Source organism: Actinomyces sp. 594 (assembly GCF_019325145.1).
Classification (GTDB): Bacteria; Actinomycetota; Actinomycetes; order Actinomycetales; family Actinomycetaceae; genus Actinomyces.
Genome location: NZ_PIZC01000032.1, coordinates 1 through 23390, shown reverse-complemented (window position 1 = coordinate 23390; position 23390 = coordinate 1). Strand labels below are relative to the sequence as shown.

The 23390-nt window shown below is 69.9% G+C and carries 18 protein-coding genes; 10 read left to right on the top strand and 8 right to left on the bottom strand.

Features of this window, described 5'->3' with window-relative positions; translation table 11 throughout:
* Positions 1–314 precede the first annotated feature (314 nt).
* Positions 315–806 carry a MerR family transcriptional regulator gene (locus tag GZ998_RS04350; protein WP_219109141.1) on the bottom strand — a complete coding sequence of 164 codons (492 nt, stop codon included), beginning with the start codon at positions 804–806 and terminating at the stop codon, positions 315–317.
* A 293-nt stretch (positions 807–1099) separates the two neighbouring features.
* Here GZ998_RS04350 and GZ998_RS04345 point away from each other — a divergent pair, with 293 nt between their 5' ends.
* Positions 1100–1648 carry a nitroreductase family protein gene (locus tag GZ998_RS04345; protein WP_162679949.1) on the top strand — a complete coding sequence of 183 codons (549 nt, stop codon included), beginning with the start codon at positions 1100–1102 and terminating at the stop codon, positions 1646–1648.
* Positions 1649–1680: 32 nt separating this feature from the next.
* On the opposite strand, the gene GZ998_RS04340 is transcribed toward GZ998_RS04345, so the two are convergent.
* The 3 genes from GZ998_RS04340 to serS are packed head-to-tail and all read right to left on the bottom strand — an operon-like array spanning position 1681 to position 5663.
* Positions 1681–3318 carry an ABC transporter substrate-binding protein gene (locus tag GZ998_RS04340; RefSeq protein ID WP_219109140.1) on the bottom strand — a complete coding sequence of 546 codons (1638 nt, stop codon included), beginning with the start codon at positions 3316–3318 and terminating at the stop codon, positions 1681–1683.
* Positions 3315–4328 (bottom strand): HAD family hydrolase, encoded by a 1014-nt coding sequence (locus GZ998_RS04335; RefSeq protein WP_162679947.1) that lies wholly within the window; start codon positions 4326–4328, stop codon positions 3315–3317. The genes GZ998_RS04340 and GZ998_RS04335 overlap by 4 nt, the downstream gene beginning before the upstream one ends.
* A 60-nt stretch (positions 4329–4388) precedes the next feature.
* A complete protein-coding gene (serS, locus tag GZ998_RS04330) occupies positions 4389–5663 on the bottom strand; it encodes a serine--tRNA ligase (protein WP_219109139.1) in 1275 nt (424 codons plus the stop codon).
* Positions 5664–5822: 159 nt separating this feature from the next.
* Here serS and GZ998_RS04325 point away from each other — a divergent pair, with 159 nt between their 5' ends.
* Positions 5823–6755: a hydrogen peroxide-inducible genes activator gene (locus GZ998_RS04325; protein ID WP_219109138.1), complete on the top strand. Its 933-nt coding sequence runs from the start codon at positions 5823–5825 to the stop codon at positions 6753–6755.
* A gap of 132 nt (positions 6756–6887) precedes the next feature.
* Positions 6888–8225 carry a diacylglycerol kinase family protein gene (locus tag GZ998_RS13005; protein WP_257505069.1) on the top strand — a complete coding sequence of 446 codons (1338 nt, stop codon included), beginning with the start codon at positions 6888–6890 and terminating at the stop codon, positions 8223–8225.
* A gap of 82 nt (positions 8226–8307) precedes the next feature.
* Here the strand turns inward: GZ998_RS13005 and pheA are convergent, their stop codons facing one another.
* Positions 8308–9264 (bottom strand): prephenate dehydratase, encoded by a 957-nt coding sequence (pheA, locus tag GZ998_RS04310; RefSeq protein ID WP_162679944.1) that lies wholly within the window; start codon positions 9262–9264, stop codon positions 8308–8310.
* A 62-nt stretch (positions 9265–9326) separates the two neighbouring features.
* Here pheA and GZ998_RS04305 point away from each other — a divergent pair, with 62 nt between their 5' ends.
* Positions 9327–11630: a hypothetical protein gene (locus tag GZ998_RS04305; RefSeq protein WP_219109137.1), complete on the top strand. Its 2304-nt coding sequence runs from the start codon at positions 9327–9329 to the stop codon at positions 11628–11630.
* Positions 11631–11730: 100 nt separating this feature from the next.
* Here GZ998_RS04305 and GZ998_RS04300 read toward each other — a convergent pair whose 3' ends face one another.
* Positions 11731–12576 carry a glycosyltransferase gene (locus tag GZ998_RS04300; RefSeq protein ID WP_237564231.1) on the bottom strand — a complete coding sequence of 282 codons (846 nt, stop codon included), beginning with the start codon at positions 12574–12576 and terminating at the stop codon, positions 11731–11733.
* 565 nt (positions 12577–13141) lie between these two features.
* Between GZ998_RS04300 and GZ998_RS04295 the strand changes: the two genes are divergently transcribed.
* The 5 genes from GZ998_RS04295 to GZ998_RS04275 all read left to right on the top strand — a co-directional run bounded on the left by GZ998_RS04295 (position 13142) and on the right by GZ998_RS04275 (position 19194).
* Positions 13142–14026: a sensor histidine kinase KdpD gene (locus GZ998_RS04295; protein ID WP_219109136.1), complete on the top strand. Its 885-nt coding sequence runs from the start codon at positions 13142–13144 to the stop codon at positions 14024–14026.
* Positions 14026–14748, top strand: coding sequence for a response regulator transcription factor (locus GZ998_RS04290; RefSeq protein WP_162679942.1), 723 nt, complete (start codon positions 14026–14028; stop codon positions 14746–14748). The genes GZ998_RS04295 and GZ998_RS04290 overlap by 1 nt, the downstream gene beginning before the upstream one ends.
* A 204-nt stretch (positions 14749–14952) precedes the next feature.
* Complete coding sequence (locus GZ998_RS04285; protein ID WP_161923331.1) at positions 14953–16017, top strand: ABC transporter substrate-binding protein; 1065 nt, start codon at positions 14953–14955, stop codon at positions 16015–16017.
* A gap of 158 nt (positions 16018–16175) precedes the next feature.
* Positions 16176–17903 (top strand): ABC transporter permease, encoded by a 1728-nt coding sequence (locus GZ998_RS04280; RefSeq protein ID WP_374939154.1) that lies wholly within the window; start codon positions 16176–16178, stop codon positions 17901–17903.
* A 112-nt stretch (positions 17904–18015) separates the two neighbouring features.
* Positions 18016–19194 (top strand): ABC transporter ATP-binding protein, encoded by a 1179-nt coding sequence (locus tag GZ998_RS04275; RefSeq protein ID WP_161923329.1) that lies wholly within the window; start codon positions 18016–18018, stop codon positions 19192–19194.
* A gap of 100 nt (positions 19195–19294) precedes the next feature.
* Here GZ998_RS04275 and GZ998_RS04270 read toward each other — a convergent pair whose 3' ends face one another.
* Positions 19295–20383, bottom strand: coding sequence for a hypothetical protein (locus tag GZ998_RS04270; RefSeq protein ID WP_219109134.1), 1089 nt, complete (start codon positions 20381–20383; stop codon positions 19295–19297).
* A gap of 34 nt (positions 20384–20417) precedes the next feature.
* Positions 20418–21392, bottom strand: coding sequence for a class 1b ribonucleoside-diphosphate reductase subunit beta (nrdF, locus tag GZ998_RS04265; protein ID WP_161923327.1), 975 nt, complete (start codon positions 21390–21392; stop codon positions 20418–20420).
* A 191-nt stretch (positions 21393–21583) separates the two neighbouring features.
* Between nrdF and GZ998_RS04260 the strand changes: the two genes are divergently transcribed.
* Positions 21584–23215, top strand: coding sequence for a Na+/H+ antiporter NhaC family protein (locus GZ998_RS04260; protein ID WP_219109133.1), 1632 nt, complete (start codon positions 21584–21586; stop codon positions 23213–23215).
* The last annotated feature ends 175 nt before the right edge of the window (positions 23216–23390 follow it).

The following is a 23390-nucleotide window of genomic DNA, read 5'->3' as shown; positions in this document are numbered from 1 at the left end:
GCGTGCACCCACCAACGACACACCCACCTTCCCGCACCATCCCAACGATCCCAACCCGCACCCCCTCAACCCTGATGAGAAACGCTCAATACAGTGGTCGACGCTTACGACGTCGATGGCCACCTGGTAGCGGGCGGCGAGCTTGTCACACCTGCTGACCGCTGCGCGGTGTCGCGCGAGGCGGCCGAGGCAGTGAACTGCAGCGGGCTTGATGGAGGCAGCGCTGCTCGCTAACGCAGCCGGAAACCCCGGCCGCTGCCCGCTTCTAAACCAAGAACCGTCAGCCCGGGTCACGACGGCCACTGGCTACCGAATTACATATACGCGCATCCCTTCGCGGATTCGTGGGCGTAGCCGCCCACCTTTGCATAGAAATCGCGAACTCGTTGGGGAACGTCCCGCTCCGACAGACGCCTGAACCACCAGGCATCACCGCGCCGCTCAGCCTCCTGCATGTACCAGCACTTATATTCCAGGATCTCGAGCGCACTCTCCAGCGCAGCAATTTTCATGCGCGTCTTATGACGCTGATCCTCATACATTCGACGCCGCTCCGCTATTGTCGAATCGCCCTCAAAATATAGATCCATGAAATGTTTAATGCTGGCGAGGGACATGCCAGTCTCCTTTAGAGTATGGATGATGAACAGGGCCTCAAAATCGTTCTCCGTGAAAATGCGCACGCCCGCTGAATTACGTGCCACGAAGTCGAGCAGACCGCGCCTTCCGTAATACCGCAGAGTGGTCTCAGGCACGCCCGTCCGTTCAGCCACATCCTTCACCGTGTATGTCTTGCCGTCCGGCATGAAGCACCTCCGATCCGCCCCAAGACCTTGCCTTAGACCATGGTCTCAAGTGTACACCTGCCCTTGTGACGCCGGGCACCAAGCCCGGCAACACCCAAAGGAGCAGCATGACAGGCAGATCTTCATCGCACGGATCAAGGACGGGGTCACCGACGAGATGGTGACCGAGCGCGTCTCGGCGAACAGGTGGGCAACTACTGCAACGCGAACAGTTTCACCGCCGTCCAGGTAGAAGCGTTAAGCGACACCACTCCTGCAGCCGACCCAGTACACACAAATACACGATACCCACTATGGAGGACACTTTGGACAACAACTTATTCGAACTCACCCGTCGGCGCAGGTCTATACGACGCTACCGCGGCGAGCCCGTCGCCGACGAGGTGATCCGAGAAATCATGCGCGTGGCCCTGACGGCACCGAGTTCCTTCGGGCACGACGCGGTGGAGTTCATCGTTGTGAGGGATCCGGACATGATTCGGCAAGTCGGTGCCTGCAAGACACTGGGCGGCTCTCAAGTGGAGGGCGCGGCCGCCGTGATCGTGACGATGGTCAAGACAGCCGACACGCGCCAAGCCGAATTCTGGATCGAAGACGGCGCCATAGCCTCGGCCTACATACTGCTTGCCGCAGAACAGTACGGACTGGGCGCATGCTGGGTACAGATCCGGAACAGGACAGGGCGTCACGACACCTCCGACAAGGAGATCCGCGAGCTGTTGGGGGTGCCGTCCGGCTACACGGTGCTGAACCTCGTGGCTATCGGAGAGAAGGGCGAGCTTAAGCCTGCCTACACCGACTCCGACCTGCCCTGGGACGACGTGCATTACGAGGGGTTCTAGACCTCCGTCTGACTTCGCCACCCAGGTGCCGCTCACTGGGGCCAGGCGGCCTCGGCCTGGGCAAGCGCCTCCTTGGAGTCCAGTTCGCCGCGGGTCCACTGGGTCAGGGCTCCCCACAAAGCGTCCGTGCCCACTCCCGACGGCATCGAGTCGGAGGCGTCGAAGCGGATCACGGACTGACGCGACTGCAGCAGCACAGTGGCGCGCCTGGCGACGTCGGAGCGCATCCGTGAGGCGTCCACGCTCCGGTTGGCGGTGGCTACACCACCGAGGTCAACCCGTGCCTGCGCCCACTCGGCGCTGGACAGGTAGGTCATTACCGCCGCAACGGCATCGGCATCGGCCCCGCCGGCACCTTCCCCTGCGGCGGATGCCCCCGCGGACAGCTGCACCAGGAAGTCGCCGCCTACGATCACCGGGGCGCCGGCGTCGTCGTCAGCCACCCCCGGGACGAGGAACGCGGAGACAACCCCACCCGTCACCGCGTACGTCGGTGTGGCCGTGGCCTGGGTCGCGGCGGTGCCTGAGCCCGCGGCACCACCGACGGCGACGACCTCGGCCCCCTCGGGCAGCAGGTTCTCATACCCGGAGGAGGCGTGCAGCATGTAGCAGGACCCATCCAGCAGCTGTGCGCCGGCCTCCTCCACCGTGGTATTCACTGCCTGCACGCCGCCACCGGGAACATGCCCGTCGGCCAGGAGCAGGTCGCCCACCGCGTCCAGGGCACCCACCGCGGAGGCATCATCCAGGGCGACGGCGTGGCCCGCCCAGGCGTCATAGGCGCCGACTCCACCGGTCGCCAGCAGCGCATCCTCCAGCCAATCACTCACTACCCAGCCGGTAGAGTCACCGTCGGAAGCGCCCAGGCACCAGGGGGTGACGACGGCGTCGGTACCTCTCTCCTCAGCACTGCTGTCTTGCGCGTCCTCAGCCTTCTCGCCGTCTCCGTCCGCGGACGTGCTATCGCCGTCGGCGGCATTGTCGGCAGCAATCCGCGCGGTGAGCGCAACCAGCTCATCCCAGGTCGTAGGCACCTCGTAGCCGGCCTGCGCGAAGGCGACCGGCGAGTACCAGACGAAGGACTTGACCGACGCCATGAGCGGGGCGGCGTACAGAACGCCGTCAACCGATCCCGCCTCCATCCAGGAACGGTCCCAGCCCAGCTCCACATTCGCACCAACCGAGTCCGGCATACCAACGAGCGCATCGGCACGGGCCAGATCACTCACCAATCCGGGTTGGGGAACCACCGCCAGGTCCGGCAGGAGGGTGCCGGTCGGCGGCTGCTCCGCACCCGTTGCGTCGGCCGGGTCCGCCTCCGGATCGTCACCGGCTCCCGGCTCCTCCAGCGTCTGCCGCAGCACCGCCTCCAGATCGTCCGAGCCGTTCTGGACCACGTCGATGCCGGTGCACTCCTCGAACTGCTCCAGGGATGCATCGAAGCGCTCCGCCTCCGTACCGGTGAAGGCGGTGGCGATGGTGACCGTGGTGCCGTCGGGGAAGGTACCGTAGCCGGCCAGCGCCGCACAGGGGTCCGTGGAGGACGCGGTGGGATCGACGTCGTGGCCCGTGGAGCAGGCGGTCAGGCCGCCTGTGAGCAGCAGCAGCGCCGCCGCTGCGGGGGCGAGGTGGGCGGCGGTGCGGTGCAGGGCGGTCCGCGACGATCTCATGAGCTCCTCCGAGTCCTCTCAACGATTGCGTCCAACACGGCCGCGCAACCATCGTGCCATACCGTATCGGTAACGATGTCCCCTTGCTCCTTAACCCACTGCGGCGCCGAGCCCATTACGGCCCCGACGCCCGCCCACCGCAGCATCTCGACGTCGTTGGTGCCGTCGCCCACGGCAATGGCGTGGCCGGAGTCGGTGCCTAGCCGGGTCACAAGCGCCTGAAGGGCGGAGGCCTTCGTAATGCCCTGCGGGGCGACGTCGAGCCACGCGGTCCAGCCGATCGCGTACTCCACCGAGTGCAGGGCGGCCCGCCCTACGACGGCGCTGAACTCGTCCACCGGCATGCCCGGGGCCCGCAGCACCACGCGGGTGACCTCCCCTCGGCGCAGCTCCTCCAGGGGGACCACCGTCTGCTTCTCAATCAGCTCCCCGTCGGGGAAGGGCCGCGAGACGCGGAAGCCGGCGCCCAGCTCCTCCACCGCGATGATCCCGTCCGGGACCGCCTCCAGCAGCGCGTCAATAGCATTTGCCGGGTTGAAGGTGCGCGAGTCCACGACCTCGTAGCCACCCGGGGCGGCCGGGTTCATCCGCAGCGTTATGGCTCCGTTGGCGCACACCATCCACCCGTCGGTCAGCCCGATCCGGCGGGCCACCGGCAGGGCGGCGGTGATGCCGCGCCCGGTGGCGATGACCACCTGCACGCCGTAGTGGCGCATACGGGCGATCGAAGCCATAACACGCTCGGAGACGCGGCCGTCCAGGTCCAGGATGGTGCCGTCCACATCCAGGGCCACCACCAGCCGCTCATCAGGGAACAGGTGGGCCCGACCGCCCGGACCCGCGCCGTCGGACTCCAGGCGGTCCAGGTCGGCCATGCGGGCGCGCACGAGCGCGTGGTAGTCGTCGTGAGACAGTGGGCGGTCGTATCCGGGCCCGTATACGCCGACCGTCTGGGAGTTCCAGGCTGCCGAGCCGATCAGGGGGGCGCCGTCGTCGTTCCGGGTCGGCATTAGATAACCAGCCGGACGGAGGCGGGACGCGCCCCGCTATCGCCGTACATGGTGCGCACGTCAGGCGACCGGCTCGATGACCTCGAGGCCGCCCAGGTAGGGGCGCAGGCCCTCCGGCACGACGACGCTCCCGTCCGCACGCTGCTGGTTCTCCAGGATCGCGACCATCCAGCGGGTAGTGGCCAGCGTGCCGTTGAGCGTGGCCACGGGCGCGGTCTTGCCGTCACGGCGCTCCCGGATGGACAGCCGCCGCGCCTGGAAGGTGGTGCAGTTGGAGGTGGAGGTGACCTCCATCCAGCGGTTCTGGGTGGGCAGCCAGGCCTCGCAGTCGAACTTGCGAGCGGCGGAGGAGCCCAGGTCGCCGGCGGCGGTGTCGATCACCCGGTAGGGCAGGCCCACCAGGGCGAGCATCTCCTCCTCCATCGCCAGCAGCCGCTGGTGCTCCTCGGCGGCGTCCTCGGGACGGCAGTAGGAGAACATCTCCGCCTTGTTGAACTGGTGCACGCGGATGATGCCCCGGGTGTCCTTGCCGGCGGCGCCGGCCTCACGCCGGTAGCAGGTGGACCAGCCCATGTACCGCCTGGGCCCAGCGGACAGGTCCAGGATCTCATCGGTGTGGTAGCCGGCCAGGGCAACCTCGGAGGTGCCGGTCAGGTACAAGTCGTCGGCGGGCAGGTAGTAGATCTCGTCGCTGTGGGCGCCGAGGAATCCGGTACCCCCCATCACCTGCGGGGTGACCAGGGTGGGGGTGGTCATGGGGATGAAGCCGTGCTCTACGGCCTTGTCCAGGGCGGCGGTCATCAGAGCCAGCTCCAGGCGCATGCCCCAGCCCTTGAGGTAGTAGAAGCGGGCGCCGGAGACCTTGGCGCCGCGGCGCGTGTCGATGATGTCCAGGCCCTCGCCGAGCGCCAGGTGATCCGCCGGCTCGAAGCCCTCCGCGGCGAAGTCGCGCGGCTTGGGGCCCTCGTGGCGCAGGACCACGTAGTCCTCCTCGCCGCCGGAGGGGGCGCCCTCGATCAGGTTCTGGAACCGGGAGGTGAGCTCGTCAAGCTCTGAGGCGGCGGCGTCGGCAGCAGCCTGCGCCCGGCGGACCTGCTCGGCCAGTTCCTTTGCGCCCCGCAGGGCGGCCTCGCGCTCCTGGGGGGTGGCGGCCTTGCCGACCGACCGGGAGACCGTTTTCTGCTCGGCGCGCAGGGACTCGAAAGCGGCAAGGCTGGTGCGGCGCGCCTCGTCCGCCTCAATGACGCGGTCGACCAGGGAGACGTCGGCGCCGCGGGCACGCTGGCTGGCACGGAAGGGCTCGGGGTTCTCACGAAGCGCACGCAGATCGATCATGGGGGCGAGTCTAACCAGGCAACCGCAGCACAGAGGGTCTCGACCGCAAACAGCATGAGAACCGTGCGGGCGTGATCTACAGTCAATACCAATAAGCCAACCCCGATTTCTACCCCCCGACCCATCCAGTCGGATCGTGCTACGGACTCAGGACCGCTCATGCCCACCACCACTCTTCCCTCCTTCTCCCAGCTGAGGGCCTTCGTCGCGCTGTGCGACCACCAGCATTTCGGTGAGGCTGCGGCGGCCCTGGGCGTGAGCCAGCCGAGCTTGTCGCAGGCGATCACCGCGCTGGAGAAGCGCGTGGACGGGGAGCTCGTCGAACGCACCACCCGCCGCGTCCTGGTCACCCCGCTGGGCCAGGCACTGCTGCCCTATGCGCGTGAGGCCGTGCTAGCCGCAGAGTCTTTCAACGAGGCGGTCACCAATCAGGGTGCCGCTCTCGCCGGCACCCTGCGACTGGGAATCATCCCGACTCTTGCCCCCTACCTGGTACCGCTCATCCTTGACGGGCTCGGCCGGGAGCTGCCCCTGCTGAACCCCGAGTTGCGGGAGATGGTCACCGGTGACCTGCTGGACATGCTCGCGCAGGGCCGCCTTGATGCGGCCATCATCAGCACCGACGTCGACCTGCCTCACTCCACGGCCATCCCCATGTATGACGAGCCGCTAGTAGCGCTCGTTCCTGCCGACCACCCCTGGGGGGGCCGCAACGACGTCCTCCCCTCCGAGTTGGACGGGCAGCGACTGCTGCTGCTCGACGAGGGCAACTGCCTACGAGATCAGACCCTGGCCCTGTGCCAGCGCTACGGCACCAACCCGCCCTCCGCAGTGGCCACCACACTGTCCACCGTGGTGCAGATGGTCGCCAATGGCGCCGGTGTCACGGTTATCCCAGAGGGGGCGGTGCGCCTGCTCTCCGGGGAGGGATATGCCGTAGTGCGCTTCGCCACGCCGGCGCCTACCCGGCACATCGGCCTAGTGCACCGCAGCTCTTCCTCACGCGGCGCCGACTTCACGCAGCTGGCGGAAATCATCACCGGCCTGGCCCGACAGGCCGGCCTGCCCCTCGCCGAGGTCGTCGGCTCCTAGCCCGCCCACCACCGCGAGGCTGGCGCTCATCACGCACTTGGGCCGGCACATGCGATGTGCCGCAGCCGGTCGAGGTACTTGCGGGCACAACTATCCGGGACGGTGAGGGGAGCGTGCCGGTAGCCTTGCCCCATGACCGCCGGCACCGACCCGGCGCCTGTTGCCGCCGTCGTCATCAACCCCGCCAAGCCGGCCGCTACACGCGCCATCAGACAGGCACTGGGCGACGCACTGTACGAGGCGGGTTACCGCACCGTGTGGCTAGAGACCTCAGCCCGTGAGACCGGCGCCACCCAGGCCCGACTCGCCGTCGCCTCGGGGGCCGGGCTCGTGGTAGCCGCCGGTGGTGACGGCACGGTGCGCTCCGTTGCCGCGGGCCTGGCGGGGACCGGGGTTGAGCTGGGCGTCATGCCGCTGGGGACGGCCAATCTGGCGGCCCGCAACCTCGGGCTACCGCTGCGGCACTGGGAAGCGCTGACGCATATCGCCGCCGTCGGACGCGCAACACCGACCGACCTGCTGTGGGTGCGAACCGAGCCCACCGGTCACACGGGCCCGCTGACCGCTGCTGACGATTCCGGGCCGGTGGGCGCGGCACCGCCGCGGGGAGCCGCTAGTGCCGACGGCGCTCGTGGCGGCCACGGCTATGGCGGTCACGGCGATGAGATCCCCGAGCCGCCACAGGGGTGGGCCCGGCCCACACTGGGGGGCGAGCATGCCTGCCTGGTGGTTGCGGGTATCGGTTTTGACGCCGGCCTGGTCGCCTCCACGCGCCCGGCCCTGAAGGCACGGCTGAGCTGGGGAGCTTATGGCCTCGCCGCCCTGGAGAACCTGGGCCGACGGCGAATGGGCCTGGTACTAGGGGTCACAGGCGGCACCATGGCCGCGGTCGCGGAGGTTGCCGGAAGGCCCGTGGCCGGGGCGGGCCCCGACGCGTCGGCCGAAGCGCCCGCCGCGGGCGCCGGCCGCGCTGCTCGGGAAGACGCCACTGCCGGTACCGCCGTTGCGGGAACCGCGGATGCGGGTGACGCTCGTGGGAGCGTTGGTGCGGACGACTCCGGCCGACTGGTCTGTCTCGTCCCCGAGGCGACTCCCGCATTTCCCGGGGTCGTGCGCACTGAGCGGCTGACTGCTCGCACCTTGCTGATTGCCAATGGCGGGAAGCTGCCCGCCGGCATCACGCTGCTGCCCGATGCGCGCCTGGACGACGGCCTGCTCGATGTTGCGGCCATTGACACGGTGCGTGGCCTGTGGGGCTGGGCGTCGTTGGCGCGGCAGGTGCTGCCGCCACGGCCGGCCTCCTACTCCGCTGGGCGGGCCGCCCAGGTGCTGCTGCGGCGCGGACGCGAGGTGAGGGTATTACTGGATCTTCCGACGGCCGTGGAGATCGACGGGGACCTGGTAGCCCCCACGCGCGGTGTTCGGGTACGCGTGCAGCCCGGGGCGTTACGGGTGCGGCGCCCCGCATAGCCCAGGGTGCGGCGCCCCGCATAGCCCAGGGTGCGGCGCCCCGCATAGCCCAGGGTGCGGCGCCCCGCGGCGGGCGCGCCCCTCAGAGGGTGCGCCCCTCCAGCACGTCGGCCATCCAGGAGCGGGCCACCACGAAGTCCTTGTCACTGGTTCCGGCCGGGACTACCACGGGCAGGGAGTCCAGCCGCGGGTAGGAGCCGAGGAAGCGAATGAACGGGCAGGTGCGGTGCAGGCCGATGAAGGCCGCCTGCACGCGCTCGTCGCGGATGTGCCCCTCTACGTCAATGGAGAAGCGGTAGCGGCCCAGGGAGTCTCCGACGGGCCGGGACTCGATGCGCGTCAGGTTCACGCCGCGGACGCTGAACTGCTCAAGCATGTCCAGCAGCGCGCCGGCCCGGTTGTGTGGCAGCTGCACCAGCAGGGTGGTCTTGTCCGCTCCCGTGGGCTCACCCACCCGACCGGGGCGGGAGACCTTGACGAAGCGAGTGACGGCGTCGGGGTTGTCCGCCACTCCCCCGGCGATGACGCTCAGGTGGTACTGCTCGGCAGCGAGCGGGTTGCACAGCACGGCCTGGTACTCGAGGCCCGCTGCCTTGGCTGAGTCGGCCTCAGCCAGGGCGCGGGCGGGAGCGGAGGTGGAAGTGCCCTCGATGTAGGCGGCGCCGGGCAGGTGCTGGTGAACCCATCCACGGCATTGCGCCCAGGCGTGGGGGTGGGTCGAGATGGCGCGCACGTCCTCCAGGCGGGTGCCGGGCCGTCCTGCCAGCACGAAGGTAATGGGGACGGCCATTTCAGCGGCGATCACCAGGGGGGCACCAACCACGAGGTTATCGAGCGTGGCATTCACGCCCCCCTCCACCGAGTTCTCAATGGGTACGACGGCGGCGACGGCACTGCGGTCGCGTACATGGTCGAGGGCCGTGGGGACGTCCTGGCAGGGGTCGAGGACGACGTCGGCGGGCGCCACCTGCCGCAGGGCGGTTTCGCAGAAGGTGCCGCCGGGGCCGAGAAAGGACCAGATAGGGGCGGGGCTCGTCATGGGCCCAGGCTATCCCGCGATTCCCCGGCGAAGCGCCCGAACACCCCACGTAGGCTGCTCGCATGAGCGAGCCCATGCGCATCCGGTCGCGTCCGTTGCGCGGCGTGGCCTGGGAGGTCCGCCGCGCACTGGTGCTGGTGGCGCTGGCGCTGGTGACCGGGGTGATGCTGGGGCCACCCGGGCCGTCAGCGGCCCCGGCGGCGCCCGGCCCAGCCGCATCCGCCGCTCCCGCGCCGCTCCTCGTGCTCGGGGTCAGTGAGCTGTCATGGGCGTCGGTGCGCGAGCTTGCTGCGGGTGACGACCCGCAGCTGGCCGCCGATGCCGCCACCGTGCTGCAGTACGCGGCGGCGAATGCACCGGTGAACCTGGTTCAGCGCACGATCGGGGAGAACACCTGCCCCGCGGACGGCTGGGTCACTCTCGGCGCCGGTATGCGCGCCCGGGCCGACGTGTCCCATACGGGGCCCGGAGCCGCATGCTCCGGCGGCTCCTGGGCGGAGGCGACACGGCTGGCGCAGGCCGATGGATACGGGACCGAGCCGGGAGCGCTGGCCACGGCACTGGACGCAGCCGGGGTCGGCTACGCCGCCGTCGGGGATGGTGCGGTCCTGGCACTGACCAATGCCGCCGGACCGCCGGAGGCGGCCGAGCCGGGCGTGCTACCCGCCCCGGCGGGCGGCGGCACGGAGAACGCCGGCGAGCGCGCGTCGGCCAGCACTACAGCGGAGCCGGACCTGATCCTGGTTGACCTCATGAGTACCGCGGGCTCACCGGGCGGGGCGGGTGCCACCGACGCCGAATCGGCGTCATCAACCGCCCCACCGGGGCCGGCGCGGGCAGTCCACGCGCTCGCGCAGGCGCTCAGGGAGCTGACGGCGCCGGCGCGCGTTGTAGTGGTGTCCGTGGCCGACCCGCAGGACCCCTCCCCGCAGCTGGCTGTCCTGCCCGCCGGCACCACCTCCCCGCGGGGCAGTGACGGCACGCTCCTGGTCGGTCCGACCACGCACCGGCGGGGCCTGATTCAGCTGACGGACTTGGCGCCGACTCTGCTGGCAGCCGTTGCCGGACAGGACGCCGTAGCCGCCTCCGGGCTGACCGGTGGAGTTCTGGCGCTTCCCGCCTCGGGGTCCTCCGGCGCCTCCGCTCCCTCCACGAGCGCGGCCGACCCGGCCTCGGCCGCGGACCTCGGCGCCGTGGATGCCCTTGCCGACGACGCTATCCACGCCGTCGCCTCCAACCGCGCCGTGATCCCGATGACCCTCGCGCTACTCGCCGCCACGGGGGCGGTGCTGGTCGCCGTCGGCGTCGGCCTGCGCCACCCGCAGTCCGGGCGACTGGGGCGCCTAGGCTGGGCCGCCTGCTGGGCGAGTGCCCTGCCCGCCGGGATCTGGCTGTCGAACCTGCTGCCGTGGTGGCGGGCCGGCGCCTGGGCGCCGATGGCGGCGGCCGTGACCGCGACCGCTGCGGCGGGGGTGCTGACCGGGGCGGCCGCCCTGCTGGCCCTGGCGCCACGGCTCGGGCGGCCTGGCGCCGCACTGCTGCTGACGGCGTCGGGGCCGGTGGTGCTCCTGGTGGACGCCGCCGCTGGCGCCCCGTTGGGGTTCAACGGGCCACTGGGGATGAACGCGGTGGTGGCCGGGCGCTTCTACGGGGTGTCGAACACGGCCTTCGCGCTGGCGGCGGGGGCGCTGCTTGTGGCCGTGGCTGCCGGAGCCGACCGGTTTGCCACAGCGCATACGCGCCGGCGTGCGGCCGTGGCCGTGGCGGTGGGGGTTCCGGGGGCTATTGCGCTCGCCGTGGACGGCGCGCCGCAGCTGGGGGCCGATGTGGGCGGCGCGCTCACCCTGCTGCCGGCGCTGGTGGCCCTGGGGGCCGGGTTGGCGGGGGTACGGCTCGGCCTGCGACGCTGGCTAGGCGTGGGACTGGTGACCGTGGGCGTGGTAGGCGCGTTCGCGGTCGCGGACTACGCCGCAGGCTCGCGCACCCACCTGGGTGGGTTCGTGAGCCAGGTGGTGGATGGGCGTGCGGGCGCGACGCTGGCCCGCAAGGCCGCTGCGCTAACCGCCCCGTTCCTCACCAGCCCGTTGGCGCTGCTGGCACTCGTCATCGGTGTGGGCGTGGCCAGTGCGGCCACCTGGTGGTTGCGGCGGACGGTCCGCGACGCCCGCGCGGGCGTGGGCGCCTATGCCTGGCTGGTGGCGGCGACGCCCGCGTGGCCGGGGCCGACGCTGCGGGGGCTGGCGGTGCTGGTGGTACTTGAGGTTCTCGTCAACGACTCGGGCCTGACGATGCTGCTCTTCTCGGCGGCAGCGGCGCTGCCGGCCCTGGCAGCGCTGCTATTGAGCAGCCGGGTCGGCCCGCGCTGATGCCGCCCGCTGCACTGTTGCAACTTGTGCCGGACTCGGTACGTGACTACTTGTGTCGAACTCGATGAGGGGCGCGGGCGGGGTGCGCCCCGGGGCCGGGTCAGGCCTCGGCCGCCGGTGCCTGCTCACCCTTCCAGGCGCGGTAGGCGCGGAAGGGCATCTGGCCGTGCACAGCGGCGTCGTCGAGCTTGTCCGCGGGGACGCGGACGCGGCGCAGGCGCCGGGAGGCCACCGCGCGCATGACGTCCTTGTACTGGGCCGCGCGGTGCAGGCGGCCGGCCCGGTCATTCAGGGAGACGCGGTGGGTGATATCGCAGGGGACCTCAATCACGGTCAGGCCCTGGGAAAGCACATCAATGCTCAGCCCCACTTCAACGCCCCATCCCTCCGCGAGCGGCGAGGCCGCCTCATAGGCGGCGCGGGTGATGCAGCGCTGCCCCGACAGCGGGGCCACGGGCGCCCACCCGGTTGCTGCGGCGATTGCGGCGCGGGCGGCACGCACAACCCGGCCGCGGCCACCGGCCCCCGCCTGCTTGGGCGGCACGGCGATGGACATGTCGGCCACGCCGTCCACAATCGGGGGGACGAGCTGGGAGCAGGCAGCGGCCGAGTCACCCAGGTCCGCGTCGATGAACAGCAGCAGACGGGCGGGACCGTCCTCATAGTCCCGCATGGCGACGACGCTCGCCCCGGTCTCCATGGCGGAGGCCTTCCCGCGGGACACTGCGTGCCGAACGGTAACGGCGCCGGCGGCTCGGGCGTGTTCCTGGGTGGAGTCGGTGGAGCCGTCGTCGACGACGACGACCAGATCAACCCGGGGGATGGCACGGCAGGCACGTACCGTGGCCGCGATCCGCTCGGCCTCATCCTTAGCCGGAATCACGACGGCCACGCGCTGGTCAGGGAGCTGGTTGGGGAGCGGCTCAGATGGCGGCGTCGTGCTCACGGCCCCAGGGTAGTCATATCGGAGGCGGGTCGGCCGGGAAGACAGGCCCCCGGAGTTGCAGTCCAGTCTCGCGGCGCGCGGCGCAGCGGGACACGCCAGCCCTCCACCCCACGCCCTCGGGGCCGCGCCCTGCCGACGCCGCCGACCCGGATGCTGCTGGAGGGGGCCGCGCCCCGCCGGGCCGAGGCGCGGCGAATGGCGTCATTAGACGCCCGGGTCGGCAGGTCCTTGCGCGTCCTCGCAGGTCAAACGTACGTCAGAGGACCTCGGTCCCAATCACGCCCATGTAACCGCGGCAGAAATGTCTTGCCACCCCGAGCCGAGACATATTAGTGACACATGTCACAGAACACTTTGAGGGAAGGTGGCATGGTCAGGTCCAAGGGCACGTCAAAGGCGACGGGTCCCCACCGTCGGCCTCCCCGCGCCCGGCCCGCCCGGCGGGCCCCGGGGACTGCCGTCGGACCCCACCCGCTCCCGCGCGTACCCCGCCTATGCGCGACGCCGGGACGCGCACCACTGGTCCGGAGATTCCCAGTACCGGCGAGCAGGCATGATGGAACCCATGCGCACCTTCCTCAACGTGGCCATCGGCTGGGTCCTGGTCACGGCCGTAGTGGTATCCACGGTGCTCGCCGTGCGTTGGCGCCGGGCGCTGACGCTTGCCCGCCGGGACAATGCCCGTCTACGGGAGGAGGCCCAGCGGCGCAGCACCCCGCGCGACGTCCTCGCCCACGAGATTCGTACGCCCCTGGCCCTGATCAGCGCCTCCGCCGAGCTGCTGGACGAGGAGACCCCCGGCGACCTCAACGAGGTGCAGCGCCGCTTCGTGACCACGATCCTCGACAACGCCCGCGACGCCTCCCAGATGGCCGAGGACTTCCTCACCGAGGCGCGCCTGGACCACGAGGTCCGCACCCTGCGCCGCGAGCGCGTCGAGCTGCGCGCCCTCGTGCGCGAGCTCATCCAGGAGATGCGCCGCACCGCGCACACCCCGATCCGCCTGGAGGACCACGGACGGCCGGTCCGGGTGGAGGCCGACCGCGGACTGCTGCGCCAGGCGGTCGCCAACGCGGTAACCAACGCGCTGCGGCACTGCGACGGCGCGCCGGTGACCGTACGCATCAGCGCCGACACCGACGACGCCCTCATCACAGTCATGGACGACGGCGTCGGCATGAACCGCCAGGAGCGGCGGCGCGCCTTCACCCCCTACGCGACCTCCAACCCCCTGACGGCGCCGTCGAGCCGCGGCGCAGGCCTGGGCATGATGGTGACGCAGCGGATCATGGAGGCGCACGGCGGCCGCGTGCTCATAGATACGATCGCCGCCCGGGGCACGACCGTCTACCTGACGCTGCCGTTGCGCCCGGACGCGATGCAGGCCGACGCGCCTCAGCCGGATGCGGCCCCCAGGAATGGAGCAGCAGCGAATGGAGCACCAGTGTGATGACGAGTGACTCGCCTCCCGCCCTGCCAGCCCCAAAGCTGGTTGCGCTCGTAGTCGACGACGAGCCGCAGATGCTCTACGTGGTCTCCTTCGCGCTGGAGACGCAGGGCTTCGAGTGCGTGACGGCGCCCGATGCCGAGACCGCCTGGGAGCTGGCCTCCAGCCGCGATATCGACCTGGTAGTACTGGACGTGATGCTGCCGGGTGGCTCCGGCGTCGACCTGTGCCGGCGACTGCGCGGCACCGGCAACCCGGTGCCGATCATCCTGCTGACGGCCATGCGTGACGAGCCCGACCGGATCGCCGGCCTGGAGGCGGGTGCTGACGACTACGTCACCAAGCCCTTCTCTCCCCGCGAGCTGGCGCTGCGGGCCCGGGCGGTCACGCGCCGCTCCGGCTCAGGCCCGGACGCGATCACCAATGGGCCCCTGCGCGTATCGACGGCGACCGGCCGGGTCTCCTGGTCCGGGCGCAACATCCCCCTGCCGGACACCGAGGCCCGCCTGCTGGCCGCCATGGCCAGGCGGCGCGACGCCGTCGTCACCTGGCAGGAGCTGCTCAACGACGTGTGGGGCACCAGCGACGACTCCGGGGGCCGGGAGATGGTGCGCACCACCGTGTACCGGCTGCGCCGACACCTTCAGGCGCATGGCGTGCCCGCAGACGTCGTCGTGGCGGTGCGCGGACGCGGCTACCGCATGCCTCCGCTGGACCGGGACTGAGTCGGCCGAAGGACAACCAGTCTCCCGTACGGAACCGACCTCGGCACGTAACTTCAACCGACCTCGGCGGGCCAGCACAGCCCGCGAAAATGACACCTCTGTCACAGTTCGCGACCGTCGTTCCATCGCCACATCCGCAAGCGCCGTGCATGATTGAGGTGACTTGGCGCACAGCTGCGCCATCACTTCCCGAAAGGCACTCCCATGCGTACTTTCTCGCGGTACGGCACCGCAATGCTGGCGGCCGTCATGGCCGGCGGCCTCGCCCTCTCCGGCTGCGCCGGCTCCACCGACTCCGGCTCCTCGGCCGCCGGCTCCGATGAGGGCCCGATCACCATCGCCTGCGGCGCGATGGAGGACCTGTGCCAGGCCTGGACCGACAAGTTCACCGAGACCACCGGCATCAAGGCCACCTACGTGCGCCTGTCCTCGGGCGAGACCGTCGCCCGCCTGGCCTCCGCCAAGGACAACCCCGAGTTCGACGTCTGGCACGGCGGCCCGGTGGACGGCTACGGCGAGGCCGTCAATCAGGGCCTGATCGAGGCCTACACCTCCCCCGAGGCGGAGAAGATCCCCGCCGAGTACAAGGACCCCGACGGCAACTGGACCGGCGTCTACATCGGCGCGCTCGGCTTCTGCTCCAACCAGTCCCAGCTGGACAAGCTGGGCGTGGACGCCCCGGCCTCCTGGGACGACCTGCTTGACCCGGCCCTGAAGGGGCAGATCTCCGTGGCCCACCCCTCCACCTCCGGCACCGCCTTCACCACCCTGTGGACCCAGGTCACCCGCCTGGGTGGCGAGGACGCCGGCATGGACTACATGAAGCGGCTGCACAACAACGTGCTGCAGTACTCCAAGTCCGGCACCGCCCCCGGCCAGATCGCCGGGCGCGGCGAGGCCGCCGTCGGCCTGGTCTTCTCCCACGACTGCGTGAAGTACCAGGAGGAGGGCATGACGGACCTGGTCGTGTCCTTCCCCGAGGAGGGCACCGGCTATGAGGTCGGCGGCGTGGCCCTGGTGGCGGGCTCCAGCCACAAGGCGGCCGCCCAGGCCTACATCGACTTCGCCATCTCCGCCGAGGGGCAGAACGTCGGCCAGACGGTGGGCTCCTACCAGGTGCTGACCAACCCCGACGCCGACACCAGCGACAAGATGGCGAACCTGGACGACATCAACCTGATCGACTACGACTTCGCCGCGGCCGCCGCAGCCAAGCCCGACCTGACCGCCCGCTTCGACGAGGAGATCGCCGCCGAGCCCAAGGAGTAGCCCGGCGCATGCCGGTCCGGCCGGTGCGGGCGCACCAGCGTGCGTGCCGCACCGGCCGGACCGGCCCCGTGCGACCGCTCCCAATCGGAGCCGACCGCCGTCGATCACTCCCCGCCCGACCCAGCCGAGGACCACCCATGACCTCAAGCGCGACCCCCATGACCGCCGCCTCCCTCACCCAAACCTCTCCCGCCAAGGCCTCCGCCCGTGGCCGCACCCGGGTCAAGCAAGACCCGGTGACGACGACGATCCTCGCCGTCGTCCTCCTAGTCCTCGTCTTCCTGGTCCTGCTGCCGCTGGGCCGCGTGCTGGGCGAGGCGCTGTCCGCGGACGGACTGGCCGTGCTCAGCAAGCTCGCCTCCTCCCGCACCAACCGGGCCACGGTCCTGAACACGCTCGTACTGGGCACGGTGGTGGGCACCGTCGGCACCCTGGTCGGCTTCCTGCTGGCCTACGTGCAGGTGCGAGTGGCCTTCCGCGGCAAGCGCCTGTTCCACCTGATCTGCCTGCTGCCGGTGGTATCCCCGCCCTTCGCGGTGGCGACGGCGTGCATCACCCTGTTCGGGCGCAACGGCATCATCTCCACCCAGCTGCTGGGGCAGGAGTGGAACATCTACGGACTGCCGGGGCTGACCCTGGTGCTGTCGCTGTCCTTCTTCCCGGTGGCCTACATGAACCTGGTGGGCATGCTGCGCAGCCTCGACCCGTCCATGGAGGAGGCGGCGGCCTCCCTGGGCGCCTCCAAGTTCACGGTGTTCCGCACGGTTACGCTGCCAATGGTGGTGCCCGGCCTGGGCGCATCCTTCCTGCTGCTGTTCACCGAGGCGATCGCCGACCTGGCCAACCCGCTGGTGATCGGCGGGGACTACACGGTGCTGGCCTCGCGCGCCTACATCGCCATCAACGGCGAGTACAACACGGCGGCGGGCGCCGCCTACTCCCTGGTGCTGCTGGTGCCCTCCCTGCTGGTGTTCCTGCTGCAGCGGTACTGGTCGGGCCGGTCCTCCACGGTGACGGTGACGGGCAAGCCGACCGGCTCCTTCGAGCTGCTGCGCGCCAACGTGGCCCGCATCCCCCTGCTGGCCGTCTCCGTGGCGGTGCTGGCACTGGTGGTCACGGTGTACGCGGCCGTGGTAGTGGGCGCCTTCGTGGAGATCCTCGGCGTGAACAACTCCTTCACGCTGCGGCACTTCGAGTACCTGCTGTCCGGCATCGGGAACGAGTCGATGATCGACACCACCATCCTGGCGCTGATCGCCACCCCGATCGCGGGCATTTTAGGCATGCTCGTGGCCTGGCTGGTGGTGGTGCGCATGCGCCGCGGCGCCGCCCTGATCGACTTCCTGGGCATGCTGGGCCTGGCCGTGCCGGGCACGGTCATCGGTATCGGCTACCTGGTGACCTTCAACCGTCCGGTGGCGCTGTTCGGCGTCAACATCATCGCCCCACTCGCCGGCGGCAGCGCCATTGCGGGCGGTGCCATGGCCATCGTCATGGTGTACGTGGCGCGCTCCATGCCCGCCGGGCAGCGCTCCGGCATCGCCTCCCTGCAGCAGATCGACAAGGCGATTGACGAGGCCTCGACGTCGCTGGGCGCCTCGGGCGCGCAGACCTTCCGCAGGGTGACGCTGCCGCTGATCCGGCCGGCCTTCCTGACCGGTCTGGTCTACGCCTTCGCCCGCTCCATGACGACGCTGTCCCCGATCATCTTCATCACCACCCCGCACACCAAGATCATGACCTCCCAGATCCTGGCGGAGGTGGACGCGGGCCGCTTCGGCAACGCCTTCGCCTTCTGCACGATCCTGATCCTGATCGTGATGACCGTGATCGGCGGCCTGAACCTGCTCATTCGCGGCACCGGCGCGGGACGCGAGCCGCGCTGAGCGGCACCCACAGACAGGCGCCCACCGAACCGTGCGGCGTCGTCGGCCCCGAACTCATCCACCCAGCCATCCACGCCCCGACCAATGGGGCGAGAGCCAAGGAGGCTCCCACATGACCACTTCCTCCACCCCCGCATCGACCGCCCCCTCCGCACAGGCCACCCCCAAGCGGGAGGACCCCACCGGGCACCTGGAGCTGCGCGACGTCGTCAAGGTGTTCTCGAACCGCGGCAAAGACGTGTACGCGGTGCACGGGGTGAGCCTGGACGTCGCCCCCGGTGAATTCATCACCTTCCTGGGGCCATCCGGCTGCGGTAAGACCACCACGCTGCGCATGATCGCCGGCTTCGAGAACGCCACCGAGGGGCAGGTCATCCTCGACGGGCAGAACATGGTGTCCCTGCCGCCCAACCGGCGCCCCATGTCCATGGTGTTCCAGTCCTATGCGCTGTTCCCGCACCTGTCGGTGCGCGACAACGTCGGCTACGGCCTGAAGCTGCGGCGCGTGCCCGCGGAGGAGATGCGCGAGCAGGTGGATGTGGCGCTGACGTCCATGAACCTGACCTCACTGGCGGACCGGGCCCCCAATGAGCTGTCCGGTGGCCAGCAGCAGCGGGTGGCGCTGGCGCGCGCCATGGTGGTCCAGCCCAAGGTGCTGCTGTTCGACGAGCCGCTGTCCAACCTGGACGCGAAGCTGCGCGTGCGCATGCGCCTGGAGATCCGCCGCCTGCAGCAGCGCATGGGCATCACCTCGATTTACGTCACCCACGACCAGTCCGAGGCAATGACCATGTCCGACCGGATCGTGGTGATGAACGCGGGGCGGATCGAGCAGGTGGCCACGCCGGAGGAGATCTACCGGCGGCCCGCCTCCACCTTCGTGGCTGACTTCATCGGCCGCGCCAACTTCCTGCAGGCAACGGCGCAGAGCGTGTCCGCGGGCAAGTGCGGCGTGCAGGTGCTGGGGCACGGCGTCGAGGCCGCCTGCCACGAGGCCGTGCGCGACGGCGACGCCGTCACCGTGGTGGTGCGCCCGGAGTCGGTGCGCCTGGAGCAGGTCGGTGCGCAGGATGCCGCCGCCGGTGCGGGCGAGCTCGTGGGCGACATGGGCCGGGTGCTGTCGACCGTGTTCTACGGCGACCACGTGGAGTACGAGGTGGAGACGCAGGTGGGCACCATCGTCTGCGTGGAGTCCGACCCCGACGTGAGCGCGGTGCACGCGGAGGGCGACGTCGTGCGCGTCGGCTTCGCCGCCTCCCGCGCCTGGGTCCTGCCCGACGCCGGCGAGTGAGTTGTTGGTCCTCGACACCATCACGTGCGCCGGCCTGCCGCTGATGCTCCTCTTGGCAGCTTTCAGCGGCGCCTGCGCCGTGAGACTGCGCCGCTAGCGCTCAGTCGCGCAGCGCCTGCGCGGCCGCGTACAGGGCGTCCGGGTCGGCGAGCCCATGCGGGTAGGGCGTGTCCGGGTTGATGGCGCCGTCGGCGTCGAGATCGAAGTACACGCAGCTGCCGGTGGAATCCGGGTCGTCCGCCGTGTCGGCGAGCCACTTAGAAGCGCAGATGGCGACCAGTTCCAGCCCCGGCGTTCCCTCCGCCGCGGCCAGAACCGCCGCCGCCTGCTCCTCAACCGTCGGCCCGCCCGGTTGGTCCTCCAGCCGCCTTGCGGTCAGACTGACGACCGAATCGGCGGGCCGAACGCTTGCGGAATCGCCCTGGGAGTCCAGCCAGACCAGACCGTCGTCATTCGCCGGAAGCGCCTCCATGACGGGGCCCAGAACCTCTGTGGGCACGGTCTTGTCCGAGTCGGCCCTGACCTCCACCTGCCAGCCGCGCACACGTACATCATCCGTGGCCGTCGCCCTTGTTCCGGCGTCGGCGGGGGCGCGCGCAACCAGGCCCGCCGGGACCGCGTCGGCGTCGGCGCGCGTGATCCGCAGGGAGTCGGGGCCGGCGACGATCTCCTCCACGCCCGGGCCCGCCAACTCGTAGGCGTACTCCAGCGGGGCGCAGTGGGGCGCCTCCCAGTCGCGTCCCACAGACGATCGCGGCAAGAACAACTGGTCCTCGTAGACGATGCTGGTTCCGTCCCGGGTCAGGCGCAGGCTGAGATCGCGGCGGATGTCGTCGCCGGCCTCGGGGTCGAATAGCCCGTTGAGCTGATCCGCCAGTTCGCAGACCTCGGCGGCGGTGGTATCGGGCCGGATCTCCGCCTCCACCACAAGGCGCTCCGCCTCCACCACAAGGCGCTCCGGATACAGCTGCGTCGTCGCCGTCAGCACGGCGTCCTGGCCGCCGGCCCAGGACTCCACCTGTCGGCTCAGCCGACTCAGCGGCGAGTTGTACGAGATCACCGCCAGGGTAACCGCCGTCGCCACCACCAGGCAGCAGATGGCGGCCACCCACCGGCGCCAACCTCCCGGCAGGTGCCGCACGCGCCACCACGGCCGGGAACCGGCGGCGGACGTGGCGGGTTCGCTCATCTCATCCACGCCCGATGCATCTCAGTGGCCCCTACTAGAAATCCCAGTCCTCGTCCTGGGTGGCCTCCGCGGTGCCGATGACGTAGGAGGAGCCGGAGCCGGAGAAGAAGTCGTGGTTCTCGTCCGCGTTGGGCGAGAGCGCGGCGAGGATCGCCGGGTTCACGTCGGTGGTGTCGGCCGGGAACAGCGCCTCGTAGCCGAGGTTCATCAGCGCCTTGTTGGCGTTGTACCGCAGGAACTTCTTCACGTCCTCGGTCAGGCCCAGCTCGTCGTAGAGGTCCTCGGTGTACTGCTCCTCGTTGTCGTACAGCTCCATGAGCAGCTCGAAGGTGTAGTCCTTCAGCTCGGCCTGACGCTCGGGGGAGGACTCGCGCACGGCCAGCTGGTACTTGTAGCCGATGTAGTAGCCGTGCACGGCCTCATCGCGGATGATCAGGCGGATCAGGTCGGCGGTGTTGGTGAGCTTGGCGTGCGCCGACCAGTACATGGGGGCGTAGAAGCCGGAGTAGAACAGGAAGGACTCCAGCATGGTGGAGGCGACCTTGCGCTTCTCCGGGTCGTCACCGCGGTAGTAGTCCAGGATGATGCGGGCCTTGCGCTGCAGGTTCTCGTTCTCCTCGCTCCAGCGGAAGGCCTCGTCGATCTCGGCGGTGGAGATCAGGGTGGAGAAGATCGAGGAGTAGGAGCGGGCGTGCACCGACTCCATGAAGGCGATGTTGGTCAGCACCGCCTCCTCGTGCGGGGTGCGGGCATCCGGGATGAGGGAGACCGCGCCGACGGTGCCCTGAATGGTGTCCAGCAGGGTCAGGCCGGTGAACACGCGGGTGGTCATGTTCTGCTCGGCCTGGTTCAGCGTGGCCCAGGACTGGACGTCGTTGGACAGCGGCACCTTCTCCGGGAGCCAGAAGTTGCCGGTGAGCCGGTCCCAGACCTCCAGGTCCTTGTCGTCTACGAGCCGGTTCCAGTTGATCGCCTGGACGCGGTCGATGAGCTTGATGGGCTCAGGCATGGGATCCTCCCGGGTGTGCTCAGTTGGGGCCCCTCATGCTACCGACGACGGCGCCGCACGCCCGCTCGCGCCGACGTGAGATGCCCCGCGGCCGGAGCAGCTTATGGGTGGAATACGCGGGTTCCCCCTGGTCCCGGTCAGCCCATGCCCTAGCCTGGTGCCACCCCGGCACCCAAAGAACGGAACTGTTGATGATCGAGTCCTACCCGGTACTGTCCCTCGTCCCGCCGCTACTGGCGATCGCGCTGGTTATCGGGACGAAGAAGGTCATCACCTCGCTGGCCGTGGGCATTCTTGCCGCCGCCGCGCTGATCGCCGACGGAGGCATTGCCGGGACCCTGATCAAGGTCTGGGAGGCCTTCTCGCAGATCTTCTGGGCTGAGGGGGCGGTCAACTCCTACTACGTTCTGATCCTTGTCTTCCTGCTGACGCTCGGCGTGATCACCTCCCTGGTGCTGATGTCCGGCGGCACGCAGGCCTTCGCCGAGTGGGCGATGACGCGGGTCCGCACCCGGCGCGGCGCCCAGGTCCTCGCGGCGGCGCTGGGGACCGTGATCTTCGTTGACGACTACTTCAACGCGCTGGCCGTGGGGCAGGTCTCCCGCCCCGTCTCCGATCAGCAGCGGGTGTCGCGGGCCAAGCTCGCCTACCTCATCGACTCCTCCTCCGCGCCTGTGGCCGTGCTAGCGCCCTTCTCCAGCTGGGGAGCCTCGATCATCGGCATCATGGGCCCAATCGTCGCGGGACTAGGCATCAAGGCCTCCGACGCCGGCGCATTCATCCGCTCCGCGGGGATGAACTACTACGCCATCGCCGCGCTGATCCTGTTGTGGGCCACAGTTGTCCTGGAGCTCGACTTCGGTGCGATGCGACGTGAAGAGCGCCGCGCCGTCGCCACGGGCAGCCTGTACGACCCAGGCGAGCAGATCCCGGGCCAGCTCACCGATTCGCTGCCGCGGCACGAGCCGGGCGCGAGGCGGGCCCTGATCGTCCCCTTCGCCGTCCTGGTGGCAGGCGTCGTCGGCGGAATCCTGGGTACGGGCCACCGGGCGTCCGGCTCCTGGGCGATTCTCGACATGCTCGCCAATACCGACGTCGCCCTCTCGCTGAATATCGGCGGCGTCCTAGGCCTGGCGACCGCGGCCTTCTACTACTTCCACTTCACGCACGAAGACCCGGTGTTCGAGGCGAAGACGGCCGCGCGGGGTGTCATTGAGGGCGCCCGCTCCATGCTCCCCGCCATTGAGATCCTGCTGTGCGCCTGGATGCTGGGAGCGCTGATCGCCGAGCTCGGCACGGGCGCCTACCTGGGGTCGCTCGTCGAATCGGCGGCGGTGCCGCCCCAATGGCTCATCCCGATGCTGTTCATCATCGCGGGCGCAATGGCCTTCGCCACCGGCACGTCCTGGGGCTCCTTCGGCATTCTCCTGCCGATCGCCGGGGAGATCATGGGGGCGGTCGCGGGCGGCGGTGAGTTGCTGATCCCCGCATTCGGGGCCGTGCTCGCGGGCGCCGTGTGGGGTGATCACTGCTCCCCGATCTCGGACACGACGATCCTGTCCAGCACGGGCGCGGGCTGCAACCACATCACGCACGTCAACACGCAGCTGCCCTATGCGGGTGCCAGCGCGGGCGCGGCGCTACTCGGATACGGGGCCTTCTCGGCGACGGGATCCGGGGTGCTCGGCGTTGCGGTCACAGTCGCCGCGCTGATCGGCTTCACCCTAGCCATGCGCGCATGGCTGCCGCCCATCGGCCCGGCGGGAGACGCCTCGTCCGCGCCCGCCAACGTCTCCGAGAGCCGCCAGGCGACTCGGCGGTGAGGTTCACCCCAGGCCGTTCCGACCGCGGGGTGGCAGGCCGGACCCGGATCTTCCCGACACAGGTGCCGCCCACTGCCTGAATACCCTCCCGGCGGTACTCGCCAAGACGGCCTTGGTGTCGAATCACGACCCTGGTGTGCGTTTTACGACTCCGGGGTGGTCGTAAAACGCACAC

Excerpts from the sequence above, each read along its gene's own strand:
- GZ998_RS13005 (WP_257505069.1), top strand. The coding sequence starts at position 6,888 with ATGACCGCCGGCACCGACCCGGCGCCTGTTGCCGCCGTCGTCATCAAC.
- GZ998_RS04340 (WP_219109140.1), bottom strand. The coding sequence starts at position 3,318 with ATGAGATCGTCGCGGACCGCCCTGCACCGCACCGCCGCCCACCTCGCC.
- GZ998_RS04270 (WP_219109134.1), bottom strand. The coding sequence starts at position 20,383 with ATGAGCGAACCCGCCACGTCCGCCGCCGGTTCCCGGCCGTGGTGGCGC.
- GZ998_RS04260 (WP_219109133.1), top strand. The coding sequence starts at position 21,584 with ATGATCGAGTCCTACCCGGTACTGTCCCTCGTCCCGCCGCTACTGGCG.
- GZ998_RS04335 (WP_162679947.1), bottom strand. The coding sequence starts at position 4,328 with ATGCCGACCCGGAACGACGACGGCGCCCCCCTGATCGGCTCGGCAGCC.
- GZ998_RS04325 (WP_219109138.1), top strand. The coding sequence starts at position 5,823 with ATGCCCACCACCACTCTTCCCTCCTTCTCCCAGCTGAGGGCCTTCGTC.
- GZ998_RS04295 (WP_219109136.1), top strand. The coding sequence starts at position 13,142 with ATGCGCACCTTCCTCAACGTGGCCATCGGCTGGGTCCTGGTCACGGCC.
- GZ998_RS04305 (WP_219109137.1), top strand. The coding sequence starts at position 9,327 with ATGAGCGAGCCCATGCGCATCCGGTCGCGTCCGTTGCGCGGCGTGGCC.
- GZ998_RS04280 (WP_374939154.1), top strand. The coding sequence starts at position 16,176 with ATGACCGCCGCCTCCCTCACCCAAACCTCTCCCGCCAAGGCCTCCGCC.
- GZ998_RS04275 (WP_161923329.1), top strand. The coding sequence starts at position 18,016 with ATGACCACTTCCTCCACCCCCGCATCGACCGCCCCCTCCGCACAGGCC.
- nrdF (WP_161923327.1), bottom strand. The coding sequence starts at position 21,392 with ATGCCTGAGCCCATCAAGCTCATCGACCGCGTCCAGGCGATCAACTGG.
- GZ998_RS04345 (WP_162679949.1), top strand. The coding sequence starts at position 1,100 with ATGGAGGACACTTTGGACAACAACTTATTCGAACTCACCCGTCGGCGC.
- GZ998_RS04290 (WP_162679942.1), top strand. The coding sequence starts at position 14,026 with ATGACGAGTGACTCGCCTCCCGCCCTGCCAGCCCCAAAGCTGGTTGCG.
- serS (WP_219109139.1), bottom strand. The coding sequence starts at position 5,663 with ATGATCGATCTGCGTGCGCTTCGTGAGAACCCCGAGCCCTTCCGTGCC.
- GZ998_RS04350 (WP_219109141.1), bottom strand. The coding sequence starts at position 806 with ATGCCGGACGGCAAGACATACACGGTGAAGGATGTGGCTGAACGGACG.
- GZ998_RS04285 (WP_161923331.1), top strand. The coding sequence starts at position 14,953 with ATGCGTACTTTCTCGCGGTACGGCACCGCAATGCTGGCGGCCGTCATG.
- pheA (WP_162679944.1), bottom strand. The coding sequence starts at position 9,264 with ATGACGAGCCCCGCCCCTATCTGGTCCTTTCTCGGCCCCGGCGGCACC.